Annotated in this window: 17 protein-coding genes; 13 read left to right on the forward strand and 4 right to left on the reverse strand. The window is 41.2% G+C overall.

The window, feature by feature from the left end:
• Positions 1-108 precede the first annotated feature (108 nt).
• The 4 genes from CZ367_RS12225 to CZ367_RS12240 all read left to right on the forward strand — a co-directional run bounded on the left by CZ367_RS12225 (position 109) and on the right by CZ367_RS12240 (position 5196).
• The gene (locus CZ367_RS12225; protein WP_077197456.1) at positions 109-921 is read left to right on the forward strand and encodes a glycogen/starch synthase; all 813 of its coding nucleotides are present in this window, start codon (positions 109-111) and stop codon (positions 919-921) included.
• On the forward strand, positions 918-2357 hold the full coding sequence (locus CZ367_RS12230; protein ID WP_077197101.1) for a DUF4270 domain-containing protein: 1440 nt from the start codon (positions 918-920) through the stop codon (positions 2355-2357). Before CZ367_RS12225 ends, CZ367_RS12230 begins: the two co-directional genes overlap by 4 nt.
• Positions 2347-2478, forward strand: a complete 132-nt coding sequence (locus CZ367_RS12235; RefSeq protein ID WP_077197102.1) for a dehydrogenase — start codon at positions 2347-2349, stop codon at positions 2476-2478. Before CZ367_RS12230 ends, CZ367_RS12235 begins: the two co-directional genes overlap by 11 nt.
• Before the next feature lie 189 nt (positions 2479-2667).
• Positions 2668-5196: an ATP-dependent Clp protease ATP-binding subunit gene (locus CZ367_RS12240; protein WP_077197103.1), complete on the forward strand. Its 2529-nt coding sequence runs from the start codon at positions 2668-2670 to the stop codon at positions 5194-5196.
• 631 nt (positions 5197-5827) lie between these two features.
• Here CZ367_RS12240 and CZ367_RS12250 read toward each other — a convergent pair.
• Together CZ367_RS12250 and CZ367_RS12255 are read right to left on the reverse strand one after the other, a co-directional pair.
• Entirely contained in the window at positions 5828-6370 is a 543-nt protein-coding gene (locus CZ367_RS12250) for an FHA domain-containing protein (protein WP_077197105.1), read from the reverse strand.
• Positions 6371-6376: 6 nt separating this feature from the next.
• Positions 6377-7360 (reverse strand): HU domain-containing protein, encoded by a 984-nt coding sequence (locus CZ367_RS12255; protein ID WP_077197106.1) that lies wholly within the window; start codon positions 7358-7360, stop codon positions 6377-6379.
• Positions 7361-7415: 55 nt separating this feature from the next.
• Between CZ367_RS12255 and CZ367_RS15195 the strand changes: the two genes are divergently transcribed.
• From CZ367_RS15195 to serB, 8 genes are all read left to right on the forward strand, one after another.
• Positions 7416-7649, forward strand: coding sequence for a hypothetical protein (locus CZ367_RS15195; RefSeq protein WP_144005990.1), 234 nt, complete (start codon positions 7416-7418; stop codon positions 7647-7649).
• Between the two features lie 185 nt (positions 7650-7834).
• Positions 7835-8386, forward strand: coding sequence for a dTDP-4-dehydrorhamnose 3,5-epimerase (gene rfbC / locus CZ367_RS12260; protein WP_077197107.1), 552 nt, complete (start codon positions 7835-7837; stop codon positions 8384-8386).
• A gap of 102 nt (positions 8387-8488) precedes the next feature.
• Positions 8489-9277, forward strand: a complete 789-nt coding sequence (locus tag CZ367_RS12265) for a DUF4738 domain-containing protein (RefSeq protein ID WP_077197108.1) — start codon at positions 8489-8491, stop codon at positions 9275-9277.
• Between the two features lie 19 nt (positions 9278-9296).
• Entirely contained in the window at positions 9297-10097 is an 801-nt protein-coding gene (locus tag CZ367_RS12270) for an indole-3-glycerol phosphate synthase TrpC (RefSeq protein ID WP_077197109.1), read from the forward strand.
• 21 nt (positions 10098-10118) lie between these two features.
• Entirely contained in the window at positions 10119-10781 is a 663-nt protein-coding gene (trpF, locus tag CZ367_RS12275) for a phosphoribosylanthranilate isomerase (RefSeq protein ID WP_077197110.1), read from the forward strand.
• 27 nt (positions 10782-10808) lie between these two features.
• Positions 10809-11384: an anthranilate synthase component II gene (locus CZ367_RS12280; RefSeq protein ID WP_144006038.1), complete on the forward strand. Its 576-nt coding sequence runs from the start codon at positions 10809-10811 to the stop codon at positions 11382-11384.
• A gap of 61 nt (positions 11385-11445) precedes the next feature.
• Complete coding sequence (locus tag CZ367_RS12285) at positions 11446-12018, forward strand: UpxY family transcription antiterminator (RefSeq protein ID WP_077197112.1); 573 nt, start codon at positions 11446-11448, stop codon at positions 12016-12018.
• A 103-nt stretch (positions 12019-12121) separates the two neighbouring features.
• On the forward strand, positions 12122-13369 hold the full coding sequence (gene serB / locus CZ367_RS12290; RefSeq protein WP_077197457.1) for a phosphoserine phosphatase SerB: 1248 nt from the start codon (positions 12122-12124) through the stop codon (positions 13367-13369).
• A gap of 388 nt (positions 13370-13757) precedes the next feature.
• On the opposite strand, the gene CZ367_RS12295 is transcribed toward serB, so the two are convergent.
• Positions 13758-14441: a peptidylprolyl isomerase gene (locus CZ367_RS12295; protein WP_077197113.1), complete on the reverse strand. Its 684-nt coding sequence runs from the start codon at positions 14439-14441 to the stop codon at positions 13758-13760.
• Positions 14442-14659: 218 nt separating this feature from the next.
• Between CZ367_RS12295 and CZ367_RS12300 the strand changes: the two genes are divergently transcribed.
• Complete coding sequence (locus CZ367_RS12300) at positions 14660-15868, forward strand: L-serine ammonia-lyase, iron-sulfur-dependent, subunit alpha (protein ID WP_077197114.1); 1209 nt, start codon at positions 14660-14662, stop codon at positions 15866-15868.
• Positions 15869-16141: 273 nt separating this feature from the next.
• On the opposite strand, the gene CZ367_RS12305 is transcribed toward CZ367_RS12300, so the two are convergent.
• The gene (locus tag CZ367_RS12305) at positions 16142-17179 is read right to left on the reverse strand and encodes a DHH family phosphoesterase (RefSeq protein ID WP_077197115.1); all 1038 of its coding nucleotides are present in this window, start codon (positions 17177-17179) and stop codon (positions 16142-16144) included.
• Positions 17180-17184: the final 5 nt, after the last annotated feature.

Here is a 17184-nt window from a genome sequence, read left to right on the forward strand (position 1 = left end):
AATATTTTTTCATAACTTTGCAAAAGATAGGCTTGATATTTGGTAAAACAGAAGTTAGCTTTATGCGCCATTATTGAGTTATATCTTGCAATCAAAAAGTTATTTAGAATGGGAAAGAAAGTATTGTTCATCAATCAAGAAATCTCACCGTATGTACCGGATTCTGAGATGTCACTCTTTGGGGCTAATATGCCTCGCGAAATGCAAGATGCAGGTTTTGAAATCCGTACATTTATGCCTAAGTGGGCAGCTATCAATGAACGACGTGGTCAACTTCACGAGGTGATACGCTTATCGGGTATCAACTTAATCATAGACGATATCGATCACCCATTGATAATCAAGGTGGCAAGTATTCCGCAAACCCGCATACAGGTTTATTTCATTGATAATGAGGACTATTTTCAGAAGCGTGCGGCAATGACAAAGGACGAGTTGGGAAACGACTATCCTGACAATGGCGAACGTGCCATATTCTTTGCACGTGGCGTATTGGAAACTGTGAAGAAGTTAAGATGGGCACCAGACATTATTCACTGTCAAGGTTGGATGTCGGCAGTTGTACCTTTTTATGTAAAGACAGCATATCACGACGAGCCACAGTTTGCCAACTCGAAGGTTATCACTTCGCTTTTCTCGGAGCAACCACACGATAGCCTTGGTTCAAACTTTAAGCGTTGTTTGGAATTTCGCAGCGCAGAAGCAAAGATGCTTGATAAATATGGTGATAACTTTGACTTTATTGAACTCGGAAAATTGGCTTTAGACTATTCTGATGGTATTATTAAAACAAGCGATAAGGTAAATAAAGACCTCATAAATTACGCTTCTGAAATTAATATTCCTATGATACAACAGCCTCAAGACCAAGGCGATATAAAAGCAAAGTACACAGAGTTTTACAATAATATACTCGGATGAAATCAAAACTTTTAATGCTTGCCTTAGTGCTATGCACCTTTGGCATCATCTCGTGCGACGATACAACCAACGAACTTGGAGGTTCGCTCACAGGAGAAGTAGACAATTTGAAGATAAAGGCTGATACATTTAATGTCGGTTCGAAAAGTATCTTTGCACCAGATATGATTGCTCATTCGTCAAGAGGTTTTCTTGGACAAGTGAAAGACCCTGAAACGAATACTTATATCACTGCTAATTATATGTCACAGTTCAACGTGCTCAAGAATTATCAGATGATTGACAACCAAAAGATAGTAAGCAGAGATGCTGAAGATAAGGTTGTGGCAGATTCGTGCCAACTTATTCTGTATTACAACAATCACTATGGCGACTCGACAGCCCAGCTGAAGATGACTGTTTACGAACTCCAAAAGCCTGTGGAAGAAGGTCGCATATATCCTTCATCGTTCAGTCCGTTGGCGGAAGGATATGTCAGAAATGGTGGAATAGCTGTTGAACAGAGTTATACGCTCAGTGCTGCCAATATTTCGGATAGCCTTAAAGCAGATAAAAAATATGCTCCACATATCCGTGTGAAGATGTATGGCGCATATACGGACAAGAGTGGCACAACCTACAATAACTATGGTACTTACATAATGCGTAAGTATTATGAAAATCAAGCGAACTTTCGAAATGCTTATCAGTTCCTTCACGAAGTGTGTCCTGGATTCTTTTTTAAGATTACAAGTGGCTTAGGCTCTATGGCGCAAGTATCTGCTGCCCAATTGGTAGTGTTCTATCGCTATAAAGATGGTGAGAAAATAAAGAATGGAACAACAAGTTTTACGGGTACTGAAGAGGTGTTGCAGCTTACCAACTTTGATGTAGATCAGACACAAATGCAACGCTTAGCAAACATACAAGGTAGCTCTTACATCAAGACACCAGCAGGTTTGTTCACCGAGTTTACACTTCCTATTGCTGAAGTTTTGCGTGGACACGAGACAGACACCATCAATTCGGCTAAGATAGAACTAAAGCGAATGATTAATGAGACGAACAGTGCTTATACATTGGACGTTCCAAAACATCTCTTGATATTACCTTCAGATAGTTTGGCATCATTCTTTAAGAAAGGTAAAAACATTGACAACAAGACCTCGTATATAGCTCATTACGATGCAAGTGCTAACAACTATGTGTTCAACAACATTGCAGGCATTGTAAATCTTTTTGCAAAGACACGCAACACTGCAAGTAATACAGCCAATTGGGGCAAGGTTGTAGTTGTTCCTGTTGATGTTCACACCACCAAAACAAGTGATGGACAAACTGCAATCAATAAGATTTCGCTCTTTATGGGCTTGTCGTCTGCGAAGTTATTAGGCGGTGATGCAGCCACGGGAAATATCAAAATGTCGGTTGTTTATAGCAAATTCAATGGCAGATAATTTCTTAGAAAAGCGTTATCAAGACTACGAAGCGAGGAAAGCAGAGTGGCTTAGACGCAAGAAACATAAAAAGAAGGTGGTTCAACGACGGATTATAAAACCTGAAGACGAGTCACTATAAGCGCAATGAAAATGTGTTGTAAGCGATAAACCTTTGCGCTTACACATCTTAAAAAATATAAAATCAGATGATAATGGCAAGGAAAAGCATTTATTTTCCTTGCCATTTATTGTTTGGCACACCATTTGCAATAATAAAGAAAACGACTTTATAAAAGTTGTAGACGAATAAAAGAAAGATTTTAGGACAATGATAAATCAATTTTCACCCAAGGTGTCAGAAGTATTAGCTTTCAGTAGGGAAGAGGCAGAACGATTGGCGAGCCAGTCGGTTGGCCCCGAACACATCCTATTGGCAATACTTCGTGAAGATAATGTTGATATTTCGAATATGATGAATACGCTTCAAATGGATTTGGAGCGTGTAAAACACGACTTAGAAGATAAGGTTCGCAACGAAATAGGTAGCGAAAGAATGCTCTCTACAGATATGATTTTGAACGAGAGAGCCAATAATATACTCAAATTAGCAGTACTCGAAGCACGTAGTCAGCGCACCCAAACTGTAGATTTGCCACACGTTTTGTTGGCAATACTTCACGACTCGGTGAACAATGGTGCAAAGCAAGTGTTGGAAAGTAACAACCTTGACTACCAAACTGCCCTCTCTCATCTCCAACCACAGCACAATGCGATACAAGACGGAATAGGAATGGCAGGCGAAGACGAGGAGGAAGACGACCCAATATTGGGTGGTGCTAATGCAAACAATGGAACTGCCAAAGCGACACAAAGCAAGAGTGCAAAGTCGAAAACTCCTGTATTAGACAATTTTGGCACAGACCTTACTCTTGCTGCATCGGAAGGAAAACTCGATCCTGTGGTAGGACGCGAGAAAGAAATTCAACGTGTGAGCGAGATACTTGGTCGTAGGAAGAAGAACAACCCTATCCTTATAGGCGAACCTGGTGTAGGTAAGAGTGCCATTGTGGAAGGATTGGCACAACTCATTGTACGTAGAATGACCTCTCCAATCCTTTTCAATAAGCGAGTTGTTACCCTTGATATGACAGCCGTTGTAGCAGGAACAAAATATCGCGGACAGTTTGAAGAGCGTATTCGTGCATTGATAAAGGAAATAGAGCAAAATCCTGATATTATCATTTTCATTGATGAAATTCATACCCTCATCGGTGCAGGTTCAACTCCAGGGTCTATGGACGCTGCCAACATATTGAAACCCGCCCTTGCTCGTGGTACAATACAATGCATCGGTGCAACCACAATTGATGAATATCGCAAGTCGATAGAGAAAGACGGTGCGTTGGAGCGTCGTTTCCAAAAAGTTATGGTAGAGCAAACTACCGCTGAAGAGACCTTGCAGATACTCCAAAACATCAAAGAACGTTACGAGGCACACCACCACGTTACCTATACTGACGAGGCAATTCGTGCGTGTGTCAAGTTGACAGAGCGATATGTCACCGACCGTGCGTTCCCCGATAAGGCTATTGACGCTATGGACGAAGTGGGTTCACGTGTACATCTTCAGAATGCACAGATACCTAAAGAGATAGTAGAGATACAAAAGCAGATAGAAGAAGCACAAGAAAAGAAAAATTCTGCTGTACAAAATCAGAATTTTGAACTTGCTGCAAGCTTCCGTGACCGCCAAACTGAATTGGAGAAAACACTCAACGAAGCACAAAAACGTTGGGAGCGTGGCGAGGTGAACGACCGAGTAGAGATACACGAAGACAAGGTTGCTGATGTTATTTCGATGATGACAGGCGTGCCTGTACAGCGTATGCAAGAAGGCGAAGGATTGCGCCTAAAGACGATGGGCGACCAACTTCGCCAACAGGTAATAGCACAAGACGGAGCTATCGAAAAGATGGTGAAGGCTATTCAGCGCAATCGTGTAGGACTGAAAGACCCTAATCACCCTATCGGTGCATTTATGTTTCTTGGCCCTACAGGTGTAGGTAAAACATACTTAGCCAAGAAGTTAGCCGAAATAATGTTTGGTTCTTCCGACTCGCTTATTCGAATAGATATGAGCGAATACACCGAGAGTTTCAATACCTCACGCCTCATTGGTGCACCTCCAGGGTATGTGGGATATGATGAGGGAGGTCAACTTACAGAGCGTGTACGCCGTCACCCATATTCTATAGTGTTGTTGGACGAAATAGAAAAGGCACACGGCAATGTATTCAATATGTTGTTGCAAGTGCTGGACGAAGGTCGTTTGACAGATGGCAATGGACGTTTGATAGACTTCCGCAATACCATCATCATTATGACTTCGAATGCAGGTACTCGCCAGCTCAAAGAATTTGGGCAGGGCGTGGGCTTTACAGCGTCAAATCTTAACGGACTTTCGCACAGCGCAACCGATAAAGAGCGTGCACGTGCTATTGTTCAGAAGAGCCTTAGCAAGCAGTTTGCTCCTGAATTTTTGAACCGATTAGATGAGATTATCACCTTTGATCAGCTCGACCTTGAAGCCATTAAGAAGATAATCGACATTGAACTTGCAGGTCTTTTCAAGCGTGTCAATGCCCTTGGCTATCAGCTCACCATTACCGACAAGGCAAAAGAGTTTGTGGCAACAAAGGGATACGATGTGCAGTTTGGTGCTCGTCCGCTGAAGCGTGCTATCCAAAACTACATAGAAGATGGCATCAGCGAGCGTATTCTTTCGGGCGAACTCCACGAAGGTGATACCATTGCAATAGGCAAAAATCCTAATGCAGAATTGCTCACCTTCAAGTAAATACGTGTGGAATATGCTGTGCGTCACAGATAAATAAGACCTTTTGGCTATTTATCGTTAATAAGTTTATAGAAAGCAAAACGCTCAGAGGTGTTAAGACTCTGAGCGTTTTTTATTTATTATAGGCTGGTTCTATAAATTACCACCGCATATAGTCATTAAATTTTTATGAAATACGTTTTGTTATCTTTTGGCTTCTTTTGGGTTCAAAATGTAAGTTCGTTCAGTCGTGTAGCTCGCTACACTCCTTCACGCTCTTGCATTTTGACCTCAAAAATAAGCTCAAAATCTAACAAAGCTAATTTATAGAATCAGCCTATATAGAATAGAAAGAGAAGAACTCTTATTTTGTTTCTTTCATTTAAGAATGTTCTATTTTTCTTTTTCCCATCTTTTGAGAGCCATACATCTATCTTTGAAAAGCAAAACATATATGTTTGGCAATGCCAAAGTTGAACTTTGAGACGGTGAAACATATATGTATTGGAATGTGTAGATAACAACCTTGTTATCAGCAAGATACAGTTTTGTCTTTGAAAATAGATGTCTTGCTTCGCTTTGTTCTATTTTTCCTTGTTCACTTGTTTCGTTATTAGCGAAAAATAGATAAAAATAGCTTAGCAAAGCTGTGTTATTCTTCGCCTTCTTCAGCGTGTGTATAAAGAATTACGCTTGTAGCACCAATAGTAAAGAGTGTTCCGTGCTCAATAACACGTTGCTCTGTATCGCCAAGAATTTGATTATCTACAAACGTTCCTGTGTACGAAGGTCCGTCTTTCAATACATATTTTAGGTTACCCTTCTTATCCTTCGATACCGTGATAGAGCAGTGTGTCATATCCACACTTGGGTCTACCGTTTCTATTGGACAATTGATAGGGTTACCCTTTTGGTATCTTCCGATGGTATTTACACCCCAATGAAGCGGAATAATTTGCTTGTAGTGGAAACAGTTTTCTATTACGTGTATTGCTCCGTATTCAGTTTCTTCGTCCTGATTTTCAGGTGTTTCGGCTGCCTCCTTTTGTGTTTTGTGCAGTTTTGACACACCTATTCTAATGCCAAACTGCTTGCTACAATTGGGACATTCGAATACTAAACGTTGACCTGACTGATATTTCTTTTCATCAAAGGTGATGAAATTATCGCATTTTGGGCATCTTACTCGCTTCATAAAATCTTATTTTCCTATTTCTAACACCCAAGCCTGCTTAAAGTTGGCGTTGCTTCTTAGTGTGTTCAAGTGGTCAACAGCCTTTTGTGCTGTTGCATATTCTCCGTACAAAACCTTTGTGCTGCTTGAGCCAACATAGACGTGTGCTTTGGTAAAACCATTCTTTTGTAGTTGCTTTACAAAGGCGTTGGCATTGTTGGTAGTGACGTGACTTGCCAATACTATTGTCCAATAGTGCTTGCTTTTTGCCTCTGTTTTGTTGCTCACCTTTTGTACAGGGGTAGGGTGGAATGCAGTGTTGCTGTCCGAAACTTCGCTCGAATCAAACAAGTTGGCAAACATTCCGCTTTTTACGGTTTGGTCATTCAGCCCGTGTTGGGTCTGCGAAGCAAAGCCAGCAATAAATATAAAGGCAATGATGGCAGCAGCTACCGATACTTCTTTAATGGCTTTTAGGCTCACACTTAGTCGCTTTTCGCCTTGCTTATTGGTATCTATGCTTATTATTTTGGCTTTTGTTGGCTCTTCTTCTATTGTGGTTTCAACAATAGCGACAGGTTCTTCTGCCTTTGTAATAGTAGCTATTTCGTAGCTATTCAGGGCATAGAACTGTGGTGTAAGTAAGCCTCCTTCGTATGGTTCGAAAAGTATTTTGCTGCTATCGGTCTTGGTCAAACGCCCAAGTCCATTAAGCTCGATACTTCCTTCCTCGTCCAATACTTTATTAATATGGTCTACTTCATCTTCTATCCTTTGCATTGCTTCGGGATAGCTTACATCATAGGCCTCAATATAACTTTGCGCTAAGAGCGAATCGTTCAATCTTAGTACAGGGTTAAATCCAATGGTGCGAAATGGGGGGAGGAACAAACGGTCGGATATATCGTAGCGTGCCTCCGCAAAATGTGCAACGAAGCCGCCTAAACCAGGAACAATGACACAGTCATTTTCCAACAAAAGAATTTCGATATGTCGATCGATATTTATCATCGTGTGCAAATTTAGACAAATTTCGGTAAAGTGCCAAACCATTTTTCTTAAAAGTATGCTAAGCATTAGAAATAGTTATCATTCCTTTTTTATTCAAATTATATTTAATATCTTTGCCATAATGATGGAATTTTGTGTATCAATAATTGGATATGGAAAATTCTCTCTTTGCCAAAAGAATAGTGCCAGAGAAACTTTTGGTGTTACACTTGAAAGTGACAAAAATCAACGAGAAAAGGTATATGATTTATCATATTTATTAGACGAAGCCTTGGAGAAAATGATTTAATATATTACCTTTGCATAAGATAGACTGCACTCGGCAATTTACAAGTAAGTTTGTATTGCGCTCGTTTACGCTATCTTTGCATTAAAAGAATTGAACTTTAATACTTTAGATGTTAACATATTCTATTTATATTAAGGTTCGCAAGATTGCAATTTTTTAAATATTAGAATAAAAGACATATAGATATGGAATATAAGAAGACTGAAATAGACGGTGTTTGGATTATCGAACCAAAGGTGTTTAGCGATGCACGTGGCTACTTTTATGAAGCGTGGAAGCAAGCAGAGTTTGACGAGAATATTGGCTATCACGTAGACTTTATTCAAGACAATGAATCTAAATCAAGCTATGGTGTGTTGCGTGGCTTGCACTATCAGAAGGGTGAATTCTCGCAAGCTAAACTTGTGCGTGTATTGCGTGGAAAGGTGCTTGATGTAGCTGTTGACTTGCGCAAGGATTCGCCTACATTGGGCAAGTATGTAGCTGCGGAATTGTCTGACGAAAACAAACGCCAATTCTTTATCCCTCGTGGTTTTGCTCACGGCTTTTTGGTGTTGAGCGACGAAGCAGTGTTTACTTATAAGGTAGACAATGTGTATGCGCCACAAAGCGAAGCAAGTATCAAGTGGAATGATGAGACCATTGGCATTGATTGGGGAATGAATGAAGGCGATGTATTGCTTTCGGAGAAGGACTTGACCAAGGCTTTGGCGTGGAAAGATGCCGACCTTTTCTAAGCTATCAGTTGATAATAAAAGATGCAAACATTAAGCATAGAATAAACGTTGTTATATCTCTATGTTGTATTTCTTTAATATTGATAGTGTAAAATGCATATTATGAATAGATTAGGAATATGCTTTCTGTTGCTTATGGTGTTATTTATGGGGTGCAAGAATGTATCTCCCAATGCCGATAACCCTGACGAAGACCCTAAAGCTAAGGAGCTATTGCAAGGAATATGGGTAAGTGATGATGGCGGAACACCTGCTATTTGGGCTAAAGGTGACAGCATCTATTATCCAGATTCTGCAAGTATGCCCGTGCGTTTTTGGATTTATAAGGACTCGTTGTACCTAAAAGGAAACAATATAAATAGCTATAAGATAACCAAACAAGCTGAGCATCTGTTCAAATTTGTGAATAAAAACGGTGAGGAAGTTAAACTTGTAAAGAGCAATAACAGAGACTTGTTGCCCTCATTTATGTATCAAGTGTATGCAATGAATACCTTCCTTACAGCGCAAAGCGACACCATTGTGAAAACAACGATGGGCTTTTTTGAAAGCAAGGTAAATATTGCAACCACATCAGATAGAGTTGTAAAATCATCATACAATGATAATGGGGTAGAGGTAGACAATACCTACCTTGATAATGTGGCACATTTGGCTATCTCAAACCACGGCTCACTCGTTTATGCGCACGACTTCCGCAAGCAAGAGTTTGCAGCCCTCATAGATAAAACATTGATGGCAAAGAGCATATTGCGCAAGTTCGAGTTCACCCACTGCGATGACAAAGCACTCTATTATGATGCTGTGATAGGTGTTCCCGACGCTTCTACGGCATACGTGGTGGAGGTAAGAATTACGACCGATGGAAAGGTAACACAGCGAATGCGCTAAAACCTAACGAGAAAACTATATGCGTGATATATTAGAAGAGATAGTTGCAAACAAGCAAGCCGAACTTGAGCTTTGGAAACAATACATTCCAATGAAGCGATTGTATGCCCTTTTGGAAAGCAAAGGCAGTTTTGACACACAAACACCATCAATGAAAGCGGCATTAATGCAAAGCAATTCGGGCATTATAGCTGAATTTGTGAGGAAACAACCAGGCAAAGAATGGATAAATAAGGCTGCTAAACCGCGTGATATAGCTTTAGCTTTTGAAGCCAATGGCGCAACAGGCATAAGTTTTCCTACCGACTTTAAGTACTTTGGAGGGTATGATGAATATATCCAAGAAGCACGTGCAGCCCACGTAACCTTACCTATTCTTTATCGCAACTATATCATTGACGACTATCAACTCTTTCAAGCAAAGCACGCAGGTGCATCGGCTGTAACGCTCAATGCGGCGTTATTACCCATTGAGGTGTGCCAATCGTTTACATCGCTTTGTGCCCAACTCCATCTTGAAATAGTGTTAGAAATTCACGATGAGAGCGAATTAGAGTACCTAAATTGCAACCCTGATATGTGTTTGGTAAACAATCGCAAGTTTGCAACCTTGGAAATGGATACTAACATTTCGCTGCAATTGGCTGAAAAATTACCAACCGACTTGTTAACGATAAGCGCAGGGGGCATTACAGATGCAGCAATAGCAAACCAATTGCGCAGTGTGGGGTATCAAGGTTGCATTGTAGACACCTACTTAATGGAAAGTGAGGAGGTTGGAACTGCATTGCAACAGCTTCTAACACAGATAAATAATTAGACAAACATCAATCTTTAGAATATGATAACCAAAGCATATATCTGCCACACACAGAATATAGACAAGGCAAAAGCACTAAACTTGAATTGTGTAAGTTTAGATTTCAGAAGCAAAAGTCCATATTACGTGCGTCAAATTTCCTCTCAAGCAGGCATTATCCCTAATTATGGAAGTGTGGAAGCTGCCCAAGGAAAGATAAAAGGGTATGTTGCGAACGAAGCAAACCAATCTATCGCCTTTTGCGGCGTGTTTGCTGACGATATGCCACAAACGATAGTTACCCGTATTGTGAACTTTGGACTCAATATGGTGCAGCTTAATGGGGGCGAATCGCCAGTTATGATTAATAATTTGCGCAATACCGTAGACCCTGACATTCACCCTAACATCAAGATTGTTAAGACTTTACATATTCAGACCAAAACTGACATTGATGCGTATAAGGTTTTTGAAGGCGTGGCAGACTATATCTTATTTGATATAAGTGCGTGGGAAAACGTTGATTTACAGCAATTTGAAGATTATAAAGGTACAACTCCTTTTCTTATTGGAGGCATCAATGAAGCCAATATAGCAGCTGTTTGTGCCATAAAAAATCCAAACTTTACAGGCATAAGCATCAATAAAGCCATTGACAAGGACGACGATAATACGCTTGAAACCTTATTAAAGGTTGGTCAATAATAGGTGGTGACGCTATAAAATATGGATATGGAGAAAACAACTTGTGCCATTATCGACAATTACGATTCGTTCACTTACAATCTTGTGCACCTTGTTCGCGAGATAGGAGTAGAAGTGAGCGTATTCAAAAACGATGCGTTGGATATAGACGAGTTGCAGCATTACGACAAAATCATTTTGAGTCCAGGCCCTGGGATACCATCAGAGGCAGGCAAATTATTGACAGTTATTCAGCATTATGCAGGTAAAAAGCCCATTCTTGGTGTATGTTTAGGCCATCAAGCCATTGCAGAAGTTTATGGTGGAACGATAGAAAACCTTTTGCAAGTCTACCACGGAGCGCAAACAAAGGTAGTGCAAACCCACGTTTCGCCTATTTTTGATGGTTTAGACCACGAGTTTCTTGTAGGCAGATACCACAGTTGGATAGTATCAAAAGCCAATTTTCCCACTTGTTTAGAGGTTATTGCAGAAAGTAGCGATGGACAAATTATGGCCTTTCGTCATAAGCAGTACAACGTATATGGCATACAGTTTCACCCCGAAAGTATATTGACGCCAAGTGGGAAAACTATTTTGACCAATTGGTTAACAAGGTCTTAAATTCTTAGTTTTCTCTATTTACACCCCTTTCATTTAAGTAAAAAGTATAATCAGCGAGATGATGAACGAGCAGCAAAGCAAATATATTGATGAAATAGTTGACGATGGCAAGCCTTGGTTTGCTATTCGGTTGTTCACACTCAAGTTAGACGAAGTTACAAACTACTTTAGAAGCAAGGGATTAGAGGTATTTACACCAATGCATTATGTAGACGAAGAGGACGCACGAGGTAGAGTTCACCGCTATCTTCGCCCAGTGGTTCGCAACTTTCTATTTGTGAAACAGACGATAGAGGTTGCCAAATTTAAGCGCATTGTGTACGAAGCTAACCACAAAATAGCCGTTTATACCAAGTCGAAGGAAAACAAAGAGTACTATCTTATCCCTTCTAAAGAGATGTACGAATTTCGTATTATGTGCAATCCTGACATCTCTATCCGCAAATACATCACTCCCGAAGAAGCAGCAATAAAACCTGGCGACCTTGTTTGTGTAAAGTTTGGCCCATTAAAAGGCATAACAGGGCGATTGGTACGTTCGAGCAAAAAGTACTATTTGCTCAAAGAAATCCCGGGCGTCAGTGTGATGTTGAAAGTTACAAGATGGTGTTGCGAGCCATTAGATACAAATTGATTACAATCATATAAAAAAACGATTAAGCACTAAAGTATTCGTCTGCATTTATTGTCAGTTTCACAATAAATGCTTACTTTTGCATAACTAAATGATAAAAGTTATGAATGAAACTAATGTAATTCAAGAAGAACAGATTTTAATTCGTGTAACGGGACAAGACCGCCCTGGACTTACCGCCGAAATAATGTGCATCTTGGCAGAGTATGATGCACATGTGCTTGACATTGGTCAGGCAGATATTCACGCCACATTGTCGTTGGGTATATTGATTAGAACCACCGAAAACAACTCTGGAAGGGTAATGAAGGCCTTGCTCTTTAAGGCAACAGAACTTGGTGTAAATATAGGTTTCTCGCCCGTAACCGATGACGAATACGAAGAGTGGGTGAGCCAACAAGGCAAAAACAGATACATTCTCACCATTATAGGACGTCAACTATCGGCAGCAAACATCAAGGCTACCACGCAAGCCATTGCGAAGCACGGAATGAATATTGACACAATAACCCGTCTTACAGGTCGTCAGAGCATCAAGACACAGACCGAAAGCGTACGTGCTTGCATAGAATTTTCGCTCCGTGGCACACCTAAGAACTATGACCAGATGCAAGCCGACTTGATGCAGATGAGCCAAGAACAAGACATAGATTTCTCTTTGCAAAAGGATAATATGTACCGTAGAATGAGAAGACTTATCTGTTTTGATATGGACTCTACACTCATTCAAACCGAGTGTATAGACGAATTGGCAAAGAAAGCTGGAGTTGGCGAGCAGGTAGCCGAAATCACTGAACGTGCGATGCGTGGCGAACTCGACTTCAAGGAAAGCTTTAAGGAACGTGTAGCCTTGTTGAAGGGTCTTGATGTGGGTGTGATGGAAGAGATAGCACAAAACCTTCCAATTACAGAAGGTGTAGACCGACTGATGGGCGTACTGAAAAACTGTGGTTATAAGATAGCTATTCTTAGTGGTGGATTTACCTACTTCGGAGAATACCTCCAACGCAAATACGGCATAGACTATGTGTATGCCAACGAATTGGAAATAGACGAAAACAATAAGCTCACAGGTAGATACCTTGGCGATGTGGTAGACGGGAAGCGAAAGGCAGAACTCTTGAAACTCATCGCACAGGTAGAGAAAGTAAACCTCGCGCAAACCATTGCTGTGGGCGATGGTGCTAACGACTTGCCAATGATTTCTGAAGCGGGTTTGGGTATTGCTTTCCACGCTAAGCCACGAGTTCGTGAAACTGCCGAACAAAACCTCACCAAAATGGGACTCGATGGTGTGCTCTACTTCCTTGGCTTTAAGGACAGCTATTTGGGTGAAGCTGGAAAGTTTTAGACCCAATTAGTAAATAGAACGAAGTAGAAAAATGCTATGTTTATGTACAAGACAATTGTATATAAACATAGCTTTTTTGTATCTAAATAATTGTTCTATTTTTCCTCACGCCATCTTTTCACTCCAATACATCTATCTTTAAAATACAAAACATATATGTTTGGGAATGTCAAAGTTGAACTTTGGGAGGGTCAAACATATATGTTTTAAGCGGTCAAACATATATGTTTTAGGTGGCATCTATAAATTCTTAATAATCAATAAATTACAAATGCGCTTTTAAGGTTTTAGACTTAAAAGCGCATTGTTCTGTTTTTCGGTATATGGAGCGTCTGCTGTTGTACCTTTTGGGTGGTATTTCTAACCTTTCTCCGTATTGTGATGAACGTTATTTCACAACCGTTGCTTTGCGTATTCTGATGTCAGTCAGTGGGCGATCGTTCTCATCCCCAACTGCCTGTTGTATCTTTTCTACAATGTCAAGCCCCTCTATTACCTCGCCAAATACGGTGTACGAGCCATCAAGATGTGGCGTTCCGCCTAAGGTTTTGTACACTTCTTTTATTTCGGGTGTAAGTTTTACAGTTCCGTTTGTATGTTTGTCGATACGCTCTTGCGCCCAATCCAACTGACCATCAGAGAACTTTTGTCCCCACACAATGTAGAATTGAGTAGACGATGACGCACGTTGCGGATTTACATCATCGCCCTCGCGCGCTGCTGCTAATGCCCCTCGCTTGTGAAAAAGTTTAGGGAAACAGATTTCGGCAGGTATGGTGTAAGGCTCTGGTGTGTCGCCAAGCATTTGTCCTGCTTGTGCTGTTTTAGACGCTTGGTCGCCTGCCTGAACCATAAAGTTCTTGATAACACGATGGAACAACACACCATCGTATGCCCCATTCTTGGTTTGTTTTAAGAAGTTGTCTCGGTGTTTTGGGGTTTCGTTGTAGAGCACCAAACGTATGTTGCCACTATCGGTTTCCATCAAAATTTCGTGACGTAGAGTATCTGTTTGTGCGTGCATTGCAAGGGCAAATACCGCTAAAACGAGGGTTGTGAATAGTTTTTTCATTGTTTATGTTTTGATTATTTCAAATAATGATATGTGCAAACTTACTTATTTTTTTTGATTTCAGCAAAATATTTGCTTTATTATCCATAATGCGTGATGATAGTGGGCGAGAAGTGATGGTTAGCCGAATAATTTTATTACTTTTGCATATTAATAATATATAAGGTGGCGTAACTTCTACCTCAAGTAACGAATTAAGAATTGGATACAGAGACATAATGAACTCATTAAAAGAAATATTTAGGATCGGGAAAGGTCCATCGAGTAGCCATACGATGGGGCCTCAGCGTGCTGCGGAGATATTTGCAGGTCGCCATCCTGAGGCTGCTGCCTTTGAAGTAACGCTTTATGGCAGTTTGGCAGCAACGGGCAAGGGTCACTTAACCGATGTGGCTATCATTGAGGTATTGAACAAGATTGCCCCAATCGAAATCGTTTGGAAACCTACTGAAGTATTGCCTTACCATACTAACGGTATGTTGTACAAGTCGCTCAATGCAGCTAACGAAGTTACCGATGAGTGGGAGGTGTACAGCGTTGGCGGTGGTGCATTGTCGGAAGGCAAAGGCAAGGAAGATATGTTCTATACCGAACCTGTATATGAACTAAATACGCTGAAAGAAATACAGAAGTGGTGCGAGGCAAGCGGTCGTGGCTACTGGGAATACGTGGAACACTGCGAGGGCGAAGAGATATGGGACTACCTTAGCGAGGTGTGGCAAACGATGCGAACAGCGGTGGAAGAAGGGTTGGATAATGCAGGGGTACTCCCTGGCAGTTTGAACCTATCGAGAAAGGCAAGCAACTACTACATTAAGGCACGTGCTTATAAGGAATCGTTACAGGCACGTGGGTTGGTTTATGCCTACGCTTTGGCAGTGAGCGAACAAAATGCTTCGGGCGGCACTATCGTAACAGCCCCCACTTGTGGGTCGTGCGGTGTTGTGCCTGCCGTATTGTATCAGCTGGCTAAGAGTCCTGACTTTACTGAGCGCAAAATATTGCGTTCGTTGGCAACGGCAGGTCTTTTTGGCAATGTAGTGAAACATAATGCCTCTATTTCGGGCGCTGAAGTAGGCTGTCAAGGCGAAGTGGGGGTGGCTTGTGCTATGGCTTCGGCTGCTGCTTGTCAACTTTTTGGTGGCACACCTTCGCAGATAGAGTATGCTGCCGAAATGGGGTTGGAACATCACTTGGGAATGACTTGCGACCCTGTGTGTGGTTTAGTTCAGATACCTTGCATTGAGCGCAATGCTTTTGCAGCTTGCCGAGCTTTAGATGCCCAACTATATGCTAACTTCAGCGATGGTCGCCATCGTGTATCGTTCGATAGGGTAGTGGAAGTAATGAAGCAAACGGGACACGATATTCCTTCGCTTTACAAGGAAACGAGCGAAGGCGGATTGGCACAAGATTTTGAATGGTAAAATAAAAGAAAAACTCCTTCCAACTGTAAGCACAGTGAGAAGGAGTTTTTTTATCCCAAATCGGTTCGTTAGAATGAGAATGTATTTTGCGATTATTTTGAGATTTATTTTGCATATATCAAAGGAGCATAGCGGGCTATGTGACTGCAGGTATAGGTAAAATAAAGCCAAAATAATCCAAAAGACATCTCATAAGTTTCAAAAATAATAAAGTAAGCACCTAAACTGGTCTAACGACCGATTTGGGTTTATTTGTTTCGTAATTTACTGTTCTTATCTTAACTCGTCTTTGAAAGCCATTATTGCACGTAGTGTGATTTGTTCGGCTTCCTCGATAGAGCAATGTAGCTTGCCGCCTGAAGCATCGGCGTGGCCACCACCATTGAAGAATTTCACCGCCATAGGTTGACAATGGAAGCCGTTGCCCGAACGTAAGCTAACAAGAACAAGGTTGGGGCGTTCGGTATCTTCGCGCAAAGAGATGCTTAGTTTTAAGCCTTTTATCTGTTGGGGTATGTTTACTACGCCCTCCATATCGCCCTTGATAAAGTGGAAACGTTGCATTTCTGCCTTTGTAACAGTAAAATAAGCAGCGTGCAACTCGTCTATCACTTGGAGTTTATTGTAAATAATGTGTCCACGCAGTTTGATGGCATTTGCCGAATAGTTGTGATACACACGATTGTAAATCTTGTCTTTGTCTATTCTTTTTTGCAAGAGTAAACTGATGATGTAATAGATTTCGGGACGTGTAGAGTTGTAGGTGAAACCGCCTGTGTCGGTCATCATACCACAATAAATACATTGTGCGCAGTCTTTTCCCATCTGTTCGTAACCATCGAGTTGAGCAATAAGTCGGAAAACAATCTCGCTTGTACTCGACATCTCTGTGTTTGAGATGGTTAGCTCGTTGTTTGTGTCGGGGTCAAGATGGTGGTCTATGAGGAGTCGTTTAGCTTTGCAACCCTCTAATAATGGGAGCATATCCTCTACACGGCTATTCTGATTGAAGTCGAGACAGCATACAAGGTCAGCGTTGTCGAAAGCTTGTTTTACTTCGGCAGGGCGTTTGTCGTGTCTTATTATTTCGTTTGTCCCTGGCAGCCATTGCAGAAAGTCGGGATAAGCATCTGGCAAACAAACCTTTACGTCGTCTTTTCCTATCTGTTTCAAATATGATTTCCACGCTAATGTTGAGCCTACCGCATCACCATCGGGCGACTTGTGCGCACAAATAACAATGTGTTGGGAGGTTTGGAGCAGGGTGCGGAGCTGTTCCAATTGGGTTGTGTCTAAGAGATTGATATTCATTCGTG

Origin of the sequence: Prevotella ihumii (assembly GCF_900155655.1) — a bacterium.
Taxonomy (GTDB): Bacteria; Bacteroidota; Bacteroidia; order Bacteroidales; family Bacteroidaceae; genus Prevotella; species Prevotella ihumii.